This window comes from Georgenia sp., from assembly GCF_054605595.1.
This window is the reverse complement of record NZ_JBTSDU010000089.1, coordinates 1-13,401: the sequence shown is the minus strand read 5'-3', so window position 1 is coordinate 13,401 and position 13,401 is coordinate 1. Positions and strand designations below refer to the sequence as shown.

The following is a 13,401-nucleotide window of genomic DNA, read 5'->3' as shown; positions in this document are numbered from 1 at the left end:
CGCGGCGCCCGACTCCCCGGCGCCGTAGGTCGCGGCGGCAGCCGCGTCCTTGGCCGCGTACGCGGCGACGGCTGCCTCGGCCTCCTCGTCCACCGCGAGGAGCGAGGTCGGGTCGCTCACCCGCAACGCCTCGATGAGGTGCGTCACCGCGTACCAGATGATCAGCATGCCGGTGATGGGCATGACCACGTACATCTGGCCGACGTTGAACGGCAGCGCCGAGAGCTGCTGGCCGGAGGACTGCTGAATGTACTTCCAGCCGCCGTAGACGAACACGATGGCGGCGAGCGCGATGATCGTCAGTTGGACGAAGATCAGCGTCGCCCGCATGAGCGGCTTGGGAAACTTCCGCACGAGGAAGTCGACCGCGATGTGGCCGCGCTCGGAGAAGACGAGCGCGGACCCGAAGAGACCGAGCCAGACGAAGACGTAGCGGGCCGCCTCCTCGCTCCAGGTGCTCGGGTCGGAGAGCACCTGGCGTGAGAAGACCTGCCACGTCACAACCACAACAAGGACGGCGAACAGAACGATGCATGCGACGGACAGGACTCTGTCCAGCACGTTGCTGAAGGCTTTCAAGATGGCCCTACTTTCCTGACTCGGTCTCTCCGGGAAGGCGTCAGGCGCCCGGCGCCGCGGCCTTGGCGTCGTCGAACAGCTTCTGCTGGACGTCGTTCGTCAGGCTCTCCGCGACGATCGGAGCAAGAGCCTCGGCGAAGGCGGCCTTGTCGGGCGTCGTGAAGGTCACGCCGCCGGCCTTGGCCTCCTCGATGGCGCTGGCCAGGGACTCCTCCCACAGGCCGCTGAACTCCACGAGGAACGCGTCCCACTGCTCGTCGAAGATCGCCTTGTCCTCCTCGGACATCGAGGCGAGCAGGTCGGTGTTGGCGATCAGGTAGTCGGTGTTGATGAGGTGGTCGGTGTAGGAGTAGTGCTTCGCCACCTCGTAGTGCTTCTGGGTCACGTAGGACGGCTCGGCGTTCTCGGCGCCGTCGATCACACCGGACTGCAGCGCCGTGTAGACCTCACCGAACGCCATCGGGGTGGCGGTGCCGCCCATGAGTTCGATCATCCGGATGTTGGTGTCGGTCTCCTGCACGCGGATCTTCATGCCCGCCAGGTCCGCGGGCTTCTCGATCGGGCCCTCCTTGGTGTAGACCCCGCGCATGCCGGCGGTGAAGCCACCGATGACCGAGATGCCCTGATCCTCGAGGGAGGAGTACAGCTCGGATGTGATCTCGTCGTCGTTGATCACGGCCGTCTCGTGCTCGACGCTCTCGAAGACCGTGGGGAGGTTGAAGACCACGAAGTCCTTGTTGAGGTTCTCCAGCTGAGGCCCGGCCACCACGGCCAGGTCGACGGCGCCGTCGGCGACCAGCTGGAGAGTCTCGGCCTGGGCGCCGAGCTGCTCGTTCGGGTAGACGTCGACGCTCCAGCGGCCGTCGGTGGCCTCGCTGAGCTTCTCGCCGAAGTTGGTCAGCGCAACCGTCGAGGGGTAGTCCTCGGTCTGGTTGATCGCCAGGCGGAGAGTCTTACCCTCGGCCGCGGGCGCGCTGCCGTCGGTGGTGCTGTCGCCTGCGGCGCCGCCCCCACCGCTGCAGGCGGCCAGGACCAACGCGGTCGCGCTGATCGTCGCCGCCGTCATCAGAATCTTGCTGCGCTTCATGTCTGGAATCCTGTTCTGCTCATCGCTGAGTCGGTATTGACGCACCCCCGGCATCCCACCGTGGGCGGATCTTGTCGTGTGCCTGCCCAAGCGGTTGGCGTCGCTGCGACTCGCCGCAGGTACAGGCACGGGGGGTGAGCGCGATCACTGTAACCGGTTTCGAGGTCGCATCCGACCTCGGGAGTCACCGGCGCCGGACGATGCGCGCTCTGCCTATTCACGCAGACCCGCCCCACCCCGGCAAACAGTTGCCATCCCTTGCCTCGCTCCGCCTCAAGGGCAACTCGACCGACGAGGAGGGCGCCGAGTCGGCGATTTCGTGCAGACCATTGGGTGGATCGATCCCGCACACCCAAGCTCATGAACGCCACCGATGGTCACGATGTGATCACGGTGCGCTACCCACGACGTCCGTGGCCGACGATCGCGGCCCGTATCCTCGCGGAGGACAGCTGGCCGACCGAGAAGCACTCAGGACCGCTGGGGTTGCTCGATCGATCTAACCCTCCTATCGTCTGCCGCATGGCACGTATCAGACTCCAGGACGTCGCCACGCACGCGGGCGTCTCGCGCTCGACCGCCTCCTTGGTGCTGCGTGGCAGCACGCGCATCTCATCCGGTACCTCGGCGCGGGTGCGTGCGTCGATGTCAGAGCTGGGCTACGTCTACGACCGTGCCGCGGCCAACCTGCGCGGCGAGCCGTCGAAGATCGTCGCCCTGGTGATGACCGACCTGTACAACCCCTTCTTCGCGACGTTGACCATGGCCCTGGAGGACGTCCTCCACCAGGCCGGGTACACGCTGCTCCTGGGCTACTCGCGTGACGAGACCGCCCGGCAGGAGGAGCTGCTCGGAGCGATGGCCGAACGGCGGGTCGACGGCGTGCTGCTCCTGCCGGCCGAGGGCACGGACCAAGGTCTCGTGGAGCGCCTCGAGGCCCAGGGGGTACCCACGATCATGTTCGCCCGTCATGTCGGTAGCAGCGTCTCCTACGCTGGGCCGGACAACCGAGAGGCGGGGCGTCTGCTCGGTCGCCACCTGCGCGGGGTCGGCATCCGTCACGCTGCGCTGCTCGGCGGACCGAAGGACTCCTCGGCACGCAGCGAACGGGCGGCCGGTCTGGTCGAGGGTGGGGACGGCACACTGGACCTCGGCTCCTGGACCGTCGGGTGGTCAGCTTCCTCCGCCGGGGCGACGACCTCCCGCGTGGCGGACGCGGTCCACGACCTCCTCGGTCGCGGTGACTGGCCCGACTGCATCATCGGCTACAACGACGTCGTCGCCTCGGCGGTCAGCACCGCTCTTCGCGAGCACGGGGTCGCCCCCGGGGCCGACATAGCCGTCGCCGGCTTCGACGACATCACGGCAGCTGCACACCAGAGCCCGCCCCTGACGACCGTGGCGACGCATCCGGAGCTGGTCGGGACCGCCTGCGCCGAGCTGCTGCTCCGGCGGCTCAAGATGGGCCGGGCCGCACCGCCCGAGATGCGGCTGATCGCACCGACGCTGCGCGTGCGCACCTCGACCACGGCATGGCGTAGCCGGTGCGGCACAGCCCGCCGGTCTGACGGCAATGCCGCCTCGCCCGTGTCCTGAGCTCCCCATCCAGCCGCAGCTGCGGCACCGCCCCGCCGCACCAGCGGCTCCCACTGGCCGCCGGCTGCGGCCGATAGCGAGGTTTCTCATGCAACAGGTGAAGGTCCTCTCCCCCGCCGAGGCGGCCGCACTCGTCCGGGACGGTGACGTCGTCACCGTCAGCTCCTCGTCGGCGCTGGGCTGCCCGGATGCCGTGCTCCAGGGCATCGGCGAACGCTTCGAGGCCACCGGCAGCCCGCGCCACCTCACCACGCTCCACCCGATCGCCGCCGGCGACATGTACGGCGTGCCGGGCATCGATCACCTCGCCAAGCCCGGTCTCCTCGACCGGTTCGTCGCCGGCTCCCTGCCCTCCGGGCCCTCCGGCGCGGAGCCGCCGGCCATCTGGCAGATGGTCCAGGCCGAGGAGGTCCAGGCCTACAACTTCCCCTCCGGCGTCATCTTCCAGATGCACCGCGCCGCGGCCACCCACCAGCCCGGCATCCTCACCACCGTGGGCGCCGGGACCTTCGTCGACCCGCGGCTCCAGGGCGGCAGAATGAACGAGACGACGCCGGCGGAGCTGGTCGAGCTCCGGGACGTCGACGGCGAGGACTACCTGTTCTTCCGGTCGATCGTGCCCCAGGTGGCCATCATCCGCGCCACCACGGCCGACGAGTACGGCAACCTCACCTACGAGGACGAGGGTTCCCCGTTGGGGGCGCTCGACCAGGCGTATGCAGCCAAGAACAACGGCGGCATCGTCATCGCCCAGGTCAAGCGCATGGTCGAGGGCCGCACCCTGGACCCACAGCGGGTCCGGGTGCCCGGCATCCTCGTGGACGCAGTGGTGCTGGCGCCCGACCAGACCCAGACCACGCAGACGCAGTTCGACCCCGCCATCTCCGGGCAGATCCGCCTGCCGCTCGACCAGATCCCGCCCGTGCCATTCTCGGTCGAGAAGGTCATCGCCCGCCGGGGCGCGCTGGAGATCTCGAGCGGCGAGACCGTCAGTCTCGGCTTCGGCGTCTCCGCCCTCGTCCCCCACGTCCTCGTCGAGGAAGGCTCCGGCCGCAGCGTCTCATGGGTGCTCGAGCAGGGTGCCGTCGGCGGGGTGCCGCTGCTCGACTTCGCGTTCGGCTGCTCCCAGAGCCCGGATGCGATCATGCAGAGTGTCGATCAGTTCACCCTCCTGCAGGGCGGGGGCTTCCAGCGGGCCTTCCTCTCCTTCCTGGAAGTCGACGGCGACGGCAGCGTCAACGTGCACCACCTGCCCGGCCGCCGACACGTCACGGCTGGGGTCGGCGGCTTCGCCGACATCACCGCCGGGGCACCCGAGCTGGTGTTCATGGGCTCGTTCACCGCCGGACGCCGGGACATCCGCGTGACCGAGGACGGGGCGCTGGACATCGTCCGGGACGGCGCGCACACCAAGTTCGTGGAGAGGGTCGCCGAGATCACCTACGACGGTGCCCGTGCGGGGAGGCGCCACCAGTCGGTCAAGTACATCACCGAGCGGTGCGTACTGGAGCTGCGGCCGGACGGTCTCACGGTGACCGAGATCGCCCCAGGGGTGGACCTGGAGGAACACGTGCTCACACGCAGCGAGATCCCGCTGCGTGTGAGCGAGGACCTGAAGCTGATGGACCGTCGGCTGTTCCTGCGGGAGCCGCTCGGCCTCGAACTACCCGAACGGCCTTACCACGAGCGGCTGCGCGCCCTCGGGCCGACCTCGGCCGCCTAGGCACGCCCGGCGCGTCCCAGGGCCGGGGACGGCGGTCGACCGATGTCCCCGGCCCCGCCGTGCCGGGGGTGCCCGCGGGTTACCTGGCGGTGCCCTCCAGGGTGAGCAGCTCCGCTGCCTGGGCGGCGACGGCGACGGCGAGCTCGTCGTCTGGGACCATCTCCGGTGCGAGCAGCTGCAGCAGCCGCTCCATCGCCTCGGGGACGGAACCCCTGGCTGCCTCGGTGACGGCCTGCTGCTGCACGTCCTTGACCGGAGCCCCATGTCCCTGCAGGTGCAGGACCCAGGCGGCCAGGGCACGCACCGCACCGACCGGCATGCGGCCGGCGCGCCGCTCGAGCTCAAGGGCCGGGAGGATCCGTACGGGGATCTTCTGCGAACCGTCCGTCGCGATCTGCCCCAGGAGGTGACGCACGCGCGGGTTGGTGTAGCGGTCCAGAAGTGCGGTCCGGTACCGCGTCACCTCCTCGGTACCGACCTCCAGGTGGGGACCGGCCGTGTCCCACCAGTCCTCGACCCAGCCGCGGACCCCCGGGTCACCGATCGCGTCCGCGACGGTCTCGTGGCCGAGGATCGTCGCGGCATAGGCCATGAGGCTGTGCGAGCCGTTGAGCATCCAGAGCTTGCGCTGCTCGTGCGGGTGGACGTCCGGGACGAGGTCGACGCCTGCCTGCTCCCAGGCGGGGCGGCCGGCCGGGAACTCCCCTGCCACGACCCACTCGCTGAACGGTTCGGTGGGCACCGGGGCGGCGTCGTCGTATCCCTGAGCCTCGACGACGGCGCTGCGCTCGGCCGGCGTCGTGGCGGGCGTGATCCGGTCCACCATGGACGTCGCCCAGGAGACGTGCTGCTCCATCCAGCCCTGCAGGGTGGGGTCGACCTCGGCAGCCAGCTCCTCCACCACGCGCCGCAAGGCTGGGCCGTTGTCGGGCAGGTTGTCGCACGGCAGCACCGTGATGGCGCCCGCACCGGCCGCCCGCCTGGCAAGGAAGCCGCCGACCACCTTCCCCGGCGTCGTCCGGGCGGCGCTCGTGGGCTCCTCCTTGAGTGCCGCGATGTCGACGACGACGTCGGCGGCCGCCAGTGCGAGGTGCCCGTCGGAGCCGCGCATGTAGCCGGCCTCGGTCACCGTGGTGGTGATGATCGCCGTGCGCGGATCGCGAAGGTAGCCGAGGAAGGCCTCGGTGTCCTCCGCGGGATGCACGGCGGAGAGTGAGCTGATGACCTCGAAGGCGTCGCCGGAGGCGTGGCGGGTGATCAGCGTGTAGAGCCCGTCCTGGGGCGCCAGCGCCGCAGCCGTGTCGGGGCGGCGGCCGGTGAATGCCGCGATCCCCCACTCCCCGGCGTCCGGGGCGTGCTCGGTGTACCAGGCCTGGTGCGCACGGGTGAAGTTCCCGACCCCCAGGTGGACGATGCGCACCGGCCCGGCTGGACGACCGTGCTGCTCGCGGGAGAGCCGGGGGACGTTCGTCTGGGCGCTCACAGCTTGAACGCTTTCCGGGGCTGGGTGACGACGAGGTCGTACGCGGTCTGGAACGCCTCGTCCATGGTGAGCCGGTGGTCTCCCACGAGCTCGGCGAGGTAACCGGAGTCCAGGCGACGGCTCATGTCGTGCCGCGCTGGGATGGAGAGGAAGGCGCGGGTGTCATCGATGAAGCCGGACGTGCGACCGAAGCCGGCACCGGAGCCGGTCACCGAGCGGCGGAAGCGGCGGATCGCGTCGGGCTCGTCGATGAACCACCACGGTGCGCCCACGAACACCGACGGGTAGAACCCGGCCAGCGGGGCGAGCTCGCGGGAGTAGACCGTCTCATCGATCGTGAAGAGGACGAGCTGGAAGTTCGGCGCGGTGCCGAAGGCGGACAGCAGGGGCTGGAGCGCGTTGGCGAACTCCACGGGCATGGGGATGTCGCAACCGACGTCGGCGCCGTAGCGGTCGAAAGAGGGCGTGTGATGGTTGCGCACGACGCCCGGGTGCATGGTCATGACCAGGCCGTCCTCGGACGCCATGCGAGCCTGCTGGAAGACGAAGTCGCGCCGGAGCGCGTCGCCCTCCGCCTGGGTGATCTCACCGGCGCGCGCCTTGGCGTAGACGCGTTCGGCCTCGGCGTCGTCGAGCTTCTCGGCGCGGGCATCGCGGTGGGAGTGGTCGGAGGAGACCGCGCCGTGCTCCTTGAAGAAGGTTCGCCGGTTCTCCATGGCGGCAACCCAGCCGGCATAGGTGGCGGTGTCCACGCCGGCGACCTCGCCGAGGGTGTCGACGAGGGCGTTCCAGACCGGGGTGGCGGGCTCGAGGTACTTGTCGGGACGGAAGGTCGGCGCGACCTTGCCCTCCCAGGTGGGGTCGTTCTCGAGTGCGATGTGGTGGCGCAGGTCGTCGGCGGGATCGTCGGTCGTGGCGATGAGCTCGATGTCGAAACGCTCGTAGAGCGCCCGCGGGCGGAACTCGGGCGTCGCGATCGCCTCGGCGATCCGGTCGTAGATCGCATCCGCCGTCGCCTCGGAGGGCACGAGGTCGATGCCGAAGATGTCGGCGAGCTCGGACTCGAGCCAGAACTTCATCGGGGTTCCCCGGTAGGCCTTCCAGTGCTTGCACAGCAGCCGGAACGCGTTCCGCTGCCGCGCCCCGCCGAAGTCCGTCTGATTGACCCCGAGGTCGGCGAGCGAGACGCCGTTCGCGTGCAGCAACCGGTTGACGTAGTGGTCGGGCGTGATGAGCAACGAGGTCGGGTCCGAGAACGGGGCGTCCTCCGCGAGCCACTGTGGCGGGACGTGACCGTGGGGGGAGATGATCGGCAGGTCCTTCACCGAGCGGTACAGCTCCCGGGCGACGGAACGCAGCCCCGGCTCGGTCGGCAGGAGGCGGTCGGGGTGGACCGCGAGGACGCCTTCGTCTGATGTCGTCATGAACTCATCCTCATCGGGCGCTTTCCGCGACGCCAACTGTTGCCACAGGTTGTCTACCAGGTTGGCCGAGCACCAGGTGCCAGCCGTGCGGCAAGCGCTTTCTGCTACGGTGGCGTGCAGCGGACGTGCACGGCGGATACCGGCTCGGGTGTCGGTACGACCCCGCCCCCGATCTGCGCCCGAACCTCCCTGAAGGAGTCGACGATGGATGTTCTTCCCGCACTCTCCGTAGCGCTGCTCGTCCCGGTGGTCGTGCTCGACGACGCCGCACAGGCCGGACCGCTGGCCGCCGCGCTCGTCGCCGGCGGTCTGCCGGTGGCCGAGGTGACCTTCCGGACCGCGGCTGCGGCGGACTCGATCCGAGTGATGGCGCAGCGTGGAGACATGCTGGTGGGTGCCGGCACGGTGCTCACCGTCGAGCAGGTGGACCAGGCCGTCGCGGCGGGTGCCACCTACGTCGTCTCGCCCGGACTGAGCCGGGCCGTGGTCGAACGGTGCCAGGAGCACGGCGTGCTCGCCCTGCCGGGCGCCGTCACCGCCACCGAGATCCAGGCGGCGCTCGAGCTCGGGCTGACGACGGTGAAGTTCTTCCCCGCCGGCACCTCCGGTGGCCCCGCCGCCATCAAGGCGCTAGCCGCTCCCTTCGGTGGGGTCCGGTTCGTCCCCACCGGCGGCGTCGGCCCGGCCAACCTCCTCGACTACCTCGACATCCCGGCCGTCGCCGCGGTGGGCGGGTCCTGGATGGTGCCCCAGAAGCTCATCCGGGAGGGTGACTTCGCCGGAGTGACGCGCCTGAGCGCCGAGGCGATGGCGCTCGCCCGCAGCGCGCGCTGAGGCCGCCCACCCGGTTCCGACCCACTCGTTCACCCATCAGCCCTTCGACACGACCGAGGTGTGATCCATGAGCACTGACCTTCCCGCCGAGATCGCGGCCCTGAACCTTCGCCCGGCCGCCGAGTGCCGCTACGACGCCGTCTCCCTGGGCGAGGTGATGTTGCGGCTGGACCCGGGTGAGGGGCGCATCCGCACCGCCCGGTCCTTCCGCGCCTCGGAGGGTGGGGGTGAGTACAACGTCGCCCGCGGCCTGCGGCGTGCGTTCGGTCTGCGCGGTGCGGTGGTGACGGCGCTGGCCGACAACGAGGTCGGGAGGCTGGTGGAGGACTGCATCCTCACCGGCGGCCTCGACACGTCGTTCATCAAGTGGGTGCCCTACGACGGCATCGGTCGCCAGGCACGGAACGGCCTGAACTTCACCGAGCGCGGATTCGGGGTGCGCGGCGCCGTCGGCGTCTCCGACCGTGGCCACACCGCAGCCTCGCAGCTCGCCCCCGGCGACATCGACTTCGACCACCTCTTCGGCGAGCTCGGCGTGCGGTGGCTGCACACCGGTGGCATCTTCGCCGCCCTGTCCGAGACCTCGGCGGCCACCGTGATCGAGGCCGTCTCCGTGGCCAAGATGCACGGCACCGTCGTCTCCTACGACCTCAACTACCGGCCGAGCCTGTGGAAGTCCATCGGCGGGCAGGCCCGGGCGCAGGAGATCAACCGCGAGATCGCGCGGCACATCGACGTCATGATCGGTAACGAGGAGGACTTCACCGCCTCCCTCGGCTTCGAGGTCGAGGGCGTCGACGAGAACCTCTCCACTCTCGAGGTCGACAAGTTCGCCGCCATGATCGACCGCGTCGCGAAGGCGTACCCCAACTTCAAGGTCATCGGGAACACGATGCGGACCGTGCACAGCGCCAGCATCAATGACTGGGGCGCCATCGCCTGGTCGCCGAGCACCGGCGTCGTCCAGGCGACGCACCGTGAGCGGCTGGAGATCCTCGACCGGGTGGGCGGCGGCGACTCTTTCGCGTCCGGTCTCATCTACGGCCTCCTCGACGGCCAACCACTAGCCACGGCGGTCGAGTACGGCGCTGCGCACGGGGCGCTCGCGATGACCACTCCCGGCGACACCACGATGGCCACCAAGGCCGAGGTCCTCAAGCTCGCCGGTGGCGGCAGCGCCCGCGTGGACCGTTGAGGTCGCACGGGACACGACAGGAGCAGGTTCGGTGACGTACGCGGTAGGCGGTACCGAGGCCCGGGAGTCCGCAGCCCGGGTTGCGGCACCACCCGCCGCCGACCTTCCCGAGGTGCTGCGCATCGGCGAGACCATGGCCATGCCGACCACGCGACGGAGGTGACCCCATGAGCGAACGCCGCCCGAGAAGAACCATCTCCGGTGCGGTGACCCTCAGCGACGTCGCCCGGGAGGCCGGCGTCTCGCTGGCCACCGCGTCACGGGCGATCAACGGCTCTGCCAGCCGCGCCGTGCGCCCCGAGCTGCGCGAGCGTGTCATCGCCGCGTCCGCGCGCCTGGGCTACGCCCCCGACGCCAACGCCCAGGCGGTGGCCCGCGGGCACACCCAGGCCGTGGGCCTCGTGGTCCACGACATCGCCGACCCGTACTTCTCCACGATCGCCGCCGGGGTCACCCAGGAGGCCGACCGGCACGGCCTCGCCGTCATGCTGGCCAACACCCAGCACGACGCCGAACGGGAGCTCGGCCTCGTCCGCGCCCTGCACAACCAGCGGGTGCGCGCCATCCTGCTCGCCGGTGGGCGGCAGGAGACCGGGCCGAGCGCCGAGCAGCTGCACGAGGCTCTGGCCACCTATCAGCGCGACGGCGGCTCGGTCGCCATGGTGGGCTCTGCCGGGCTCGACGTCGCCACGGTGGACGCGGACAACGCCGGTGGTGCGCGTGCCCTGGCGCGCGAACTCCATGCGCGCGGGTACCGCAGGTTCGCGGTGCTGGCCGGCCCCACCGGCCAGGTCACGGCTCGGGAACGCGCGGGAGCATTCCATGAACAACTGGCTGAGATGGGCATCGCGGTCCCGGCGGACGCCGTCGTCGTCAGTGCGTTCACCCGCGACGGCGGCTACGTCGGGATGCAGCAGCTGCTCGCACAGGCATACCCCGTCGAGGTGGTCTTTGCGGTCAGCGATGTCATGGCGATCGGCGCCTTGGCCGCCGCCCGTGACGGCGGTGTGCGGATACCCCGTGATCTCGCCCTCGCCGGTTTCGACGACATCGCCACGCTGCGGGACATCACCCCCGGCCTGACGACCGTGCGGCTGCCGATGGAGGAGATCGGTCGCACGATGACGGCCCTGGCCCTCGCGCCGGCGGGCGACACACCGCCCCACACGGCGGTGGCGAGCACGGTCGTGGTGCGGGAGACGACCCCGCACCTGTGCTGACGGAGTGCCTTCGACACGCCTTGTCAGTAGATGTTCTTGTGCTCCCGGTAGTCGCGCCAGACGTTCTCGAAGAACGCGTCCTCCGAAGGCAGCGGCCGCACCGGACGCCAGGTGCAGTCCACCCAGCCGCCCCCACCCGCGGTCGCGTCCAGCGGTCGTCGCCAGGCGACCTCCTGGATCTCGCCGTCGAGGGCCCCGTCGTCGAGGCGGAACCGGTAGATCTCCGGCAGGTCGAGTTCCTCGTGCGCCGCCTCACCGTGGCCGACCACCGGCAAGGTCCCCTCCGGGTCGGTGTAGAGCACCGAACCCCGGGACCGGCCGCCGTGGTCGACGTAGTCGGCCATGGCCGTGAGGTACACGTAGGCAGTGGTGAGGATGTCTCGCACCAGGAAGGTGCGGTTGATGGCCCGGCGGGAGCCGCCGTCCGCCACCACGAGCTCGTCGTACTCGGCGAGCCACCGGCGAACCTGCTCGCGGGCCTCGGCGATCGACGACGCCGAGCGCACCGGTCCGGCTTTCACGCTCATCAGCTCCCCCACCGCGCGGAGCAGGTCACCGGTGTTGTCGGTCGCGCCCGAGGCGGCCCGATCGGTGGCGTGCTGGATCAGCTCGACGTTGGCGGCCAGGACGTTCTTCGCCGCCGCGACGAACGACTCCGGGGCGACCGGCTCCGCGGCACGGCGGGCAGCGACGAACTGGGCAGCGCGCGTCGCGCCCACCTGCCCGCTGTTGAGCGCCGCACCACCGGGGCGGTAGACACCGTGCGCGCCCGCTGCCTCCCCCACCGGGAAGAACCCCTCGATGTTGGACTGCCACCAGGCGTCCACGAGCAGCCCGCCATTGTTGTGCTGGGCGCACACGTCGATCTCGAGCATCTCCTGCTCGAGGTCGACGTATGGGTTCCGCTCCAGGTAGAACTCGTACGCGGGGCGGTTCATGTGCTGCAGGCGCTCGATGGGCGTGCCGAACAGCGCCCCGGCCTCGCCGAGGTAGTCGAACGCCTCCGGGGCCAGCGCGCCCGGGTCGAGGACCTCGCGCACCGGGTTGTGCCGGAAGTCCAGGAAGACCCGGCGTCCGCGCAGCACCGTCTCGCGGTAGACGAGCAGGTCGATCAACGAGGAGCCGTCCCGTGCCTTGCGCACGTCGAAGGGCCACTGGTAGCCCTTGAGGAAGACCAGGCTGAGCAGTCGCCCGTAGTCGGGGATCGACTCGGCGAGAAACTCGCGCTCGTCCCCGCCGTCGGCGTCGGTGGACACGAACCGGGGCAGGACCTGCATGTAGGTCCCGGAGACGTTCCACTTCGGCTTGACGGACGCCAGGCCGAACTGCCACTCGGTGACGCTCTTGCCGCGTACGCCCGCCCGGTAGGCCGCCCCGGAGGCGCCCCATTGACCGTTGGGAAAGACCCGGTTGGCGTACAGGCCCGCCGGCCCGCCGGTGGCGTAGATGATGTTGGTGCACCGGAACAGCAGGAACGGGCTCCGCTCGCCGCCGTACGGGACGTCGGTGCGCAGGACCAGCAGGCCGCGGACCTTGCCGTCCTCGACGAGCAGGTCGACCACTCGGCACTCGTCGAAGACCCGGGTCCCGTTGGCACCCACGGCGGCCTCGAGCTTCTCGACCATGGTGCGGGAGGTGTAGGGGCCGACCGAGGTGGCCCGCTGACGCGGGTCGTGGTCAGTCTTGTAACCGATGAACTCCCCGAACCGGTTCTGCGGGAAGGGCACCCCCAGGTCGCACAGATGGAGGAAGGCCCGGGCGGAGACGGCGGCCTCGGCGAGGGCGGTGTCTCCGTCCATGGCGCCGCCGGCGAACAGGGTGCGCGCCATCTCGTGCACGGAGTCCCCGTCATCGCCCGAGAGTGTGAGCTTGTAGTAGGTCTGCTTGTCCGACCCGGCGTTCCGGCTCGCGCCTGCACCGACCTTGTCGACCACCATGACGACGTCGTCCACGCCCAGCCGGACGAGGCGCTCGGCGGCGCAGTAACCGGCCGAGCCGGTGCCGACCACCACCGTGTTGGCGCTGACCACGGGTACGTCCTGGCCGGCCAGGCGCACCGTCACCGGGTCATGCGTAGGGGGGGTCGCGGTGCTGGTCATGTCCGTCCTTCCGTTCACAGCTGAGCGATGTGCATGCCACCGTCGACGTTGATCACGTCACCGGTGGAGTAGGGCATCTGCCCGGCGCAGAGCTGCGCCACCGCACCCGCGACGTCCGCGGGCCGACCCCACCGTGGGATGGGGGCTGCCCCCTGGCGGAA

Annotated in this window: 12 protein-coding genes; 6 read left to right on the top strand and 6 right to left on the bottom strand. The window is 70.3% G+C overall.

The features are described 5' to 3' along the window. A partial coding sequence (locus tag ACYC1Z_RS10715; RefSeq protein ID WP_461409512.1) for a TRAP transporter small permease occupies nucleotides 1-561 on the bottom strand: 561 nt, incomplete at its 3' end. 58 nt (nucleotides 562-619) lie between these two features. Beyond that, a complete protein-coding gene (locus ACYC1Z_RS10710; protein ID WP_461409511.1) occupies nucleotides 620-1,666 on the bottom strand; it encodes a TRAP transporter substrate-binding protein in 1,047 nt (348 codons plus the stop codon). Nucleotides 1,667-2,188: 522 nt separating this feature from the next. Between ACYC1Z_RS10710 and ACYC1Z_RS10705 the strand changes: the two genes are divergently transcribed. Both ACYC1Z_RS10705 and ACYC1Z_RS10700 read left to right on the top strand, forming a co-directional pair. Then, nucleotides 2,189-3,262, top strand: a complete 1,074-nt coding sequence (locus ACYC1Z_RS10705) for a LacI family DNA-binding transcriptional regulator (RefSeq protein WP_461409510.1) — start codon at nucleotides 2,189-2,191, stop codon at nucleotides 3,260-3,262. Nucleotides 3,263-3,350: 88 nt separating this feature from the next. Continuing rightward, the gene (locus ACYC1Z_RS10700; protein WP_461409509.1) at nucleotides 3,351-4,985 is read left to right on the top strand and encodes an acyl CoA:acetate/3-ketoacid CoA transferase; all 1,635 of its coding nucleotides are present in this window, start codon (nucleotides 3,351-3,353) and stop codon (nucleotides 4,983-4,985) included. A gap of 79 nt (nucleotides 4,986-5,064) precedes the next feature. Here the strand turns inward: ACYC1Z_RS10700 and ACYC1Z_RS10695 are convergent, their stop codons facing one another. Both ACYC1Z_RS10695 and uxaC read right to left on the bottom strand, forming a co-directional pair. After that, the gene (locus ACYC1Z_RS10695; RefSeq protein WP_461409508.1) at nucleotides 5,065-6,468 is read right to left on the bottom strand and encodes a mannitol dehydrogenase family protein; all 1,404 of its coding nucleotides are present in this window, start codon (nucleotides 6,466-6,468) and stop codon (nucleotides 5,065-5,067) included. Further along, nucleotides 6,465-7,892 (bottom strand): glucuronate isomerase, encoded by a 1,428-nt coding sequence (gene uxaC / locus ACYC1Z_RS10690; protein ID WP_461409507.1) that lies wholly within the window; start codon nucleotides 7,890-7,892, stop codon nucleotides 6,465-6,467. The genes ACYC1Z_RS10695 and uxaC overlap by 4 nt, the downstream gene beginning before the upstream one ends. A gap of 204 nt (nucleotides 7,893-8,096) precedes the next feature. Between uxaC and eda the strand changes: the two genes are divergently transcribed. The 4 genes from eda to ACYC1Z_RS10670 all read left to right on the top strand — a co-directional run bounded on the left by eda (nucleotide 8,097) and on the right by ACYC1Z_RS10670 (nucleotide 11,141). Beyond that, nucleotides 8,097-8,726, top strand: coding sequence for a bifunctional 4-hydroxy-2-oxoglutarate aldolase/2-dehydro-3-deoxy-phosphogluconate aldolase (gene eda, locus ACYC1Z_RS10685; RefSeq protein WP_461409506.1), 630 nt, complete (start codon nucleotides 8,097-8,099; stop codon nucleotides 8,724-8,726). 67 nt (nucleotides 8,727-8,793) lie between these two features. Continuing rightward, the gene (locus ACYC1Z_RS10680) at nucleotides 8,794-9,921 is read left to right on the top strand and encodes a sugar kinase (protein ID WP_461409505.1); all 1,128 of its coding nucleotides are present in this window, start codon (nucleotides 8,794-8,796) and stop codon (nucleotides 9,919-9,921) included. 31 nt (nucleotides 9,922-9,952) lie between these two features. Continuing rightward, a complete protein-coding gene (locus ACYC1Z_RS10675; RefSeq protein WP_461409504.1) occupies nucleotides 9,953-10,084 on the top strand; it encodes a hypothetical protein in 132 nt (43 codons plus the stop codon). A 4-nt stretch (nucleotides 10,085-10,088) separates the two neighbouring features. After that, complete coding sequence (locus ACYC1Z_RS10670; protein WP_461409503.1) at nucleotides 10,089-11,141, top strand: LacI family DNA-binding transcriptional regulator; 1,053 nt, start codon at nucleotides 10,089-10,091, stop codon at nucleotides 11,139-11,141. 23 nt (nucleotides 11,142-11,164) lie between these two features. Here ACYC1Z_RS10670 and ACYC1Z_RS10665 read toward each other — a convergent pair whose 3' ends face one another. Beyond that, on the bottom strand, nucleotides 11,165-13,240 hold the full coding sequence (locus tag ACYC1Z_RS10665; protein ID WP_461409502.1) for an FAD-binding protein: 2,076 nt from the start codon (nucleotides 13,238-13,240) through the stop codon (nucleotides 11,165-11,167). 14 nt (nucleotides 13,241-13,254) lie between these two features. Continuing rightward, the coding region (locus ACYC1Z_RS10660) for an SDR family oxidoreductase (RefSeq protein ID WP_461409513.1) at nucleotides 13,255-13,401 on the bottom strand (147 nt) is incomplete at its 5' end.

Bases quoted from the DNA above. Each gene is read 5' to 3' on its own strand.
- ACYC1Z_RS10710 (WP_461409511.1), bottom strand. From the start codon at position 1,666: ATGAAGCGCAGCAAGATTCTGATGACGGCGGCGACGATCAGCGCGACC.
- ACYC1Z_RS10705 (WP_461409510.1), top strand. From the start codon at position 2,189: ATGGCACGTATCAGACTCCAGGACGTCGCCACGCACGCGGGCGTCTCG.
- ACYC1Z_RS10700 (WP_461409509.1), top strand. From the start codon at position 3,351: ATGCAACAGGTGAAGGTCCTCTCCCCCGCCGAGGCGGCCGCACTCGTC.
- uxaC (WP_461409507.1), bottom strand. From the start codon at position 7,892: ATGACGACATCAGACGAAGGCGTCCTCGCGGTCCACCCCGACCGCCTC.
- eda (WP_461409506.1), top strand. From the start codon at position 8,097: ATGGATGTTCTTCCCGCACTCTCCGTAGCGCTGCTCGTCCCGGTGGTC.
- ACYC1Z_RS10680 (WP_461409505.1), top strand. From the start codon at position 8,794: ATGAGCACTGACCTTCCCGCCGAGATCGCGGCCCTGAACCTTCGCCCG.
- ACYC1Z_RS10670 (WP_461409503.1), top strand. From the start codon at position 10,089: ATGAGCGAACGCCGCCCGAGAAGAACCATCTCCGGTGCGGTGACCCTC.
- ACYC1Z_RS10665 (WP_461409502.1), bottom strand. From the start codon at position 13,240: ATGACCAGCACCGCGACCCCCCCTACGCATGACCCGGTGACGGTGCGC.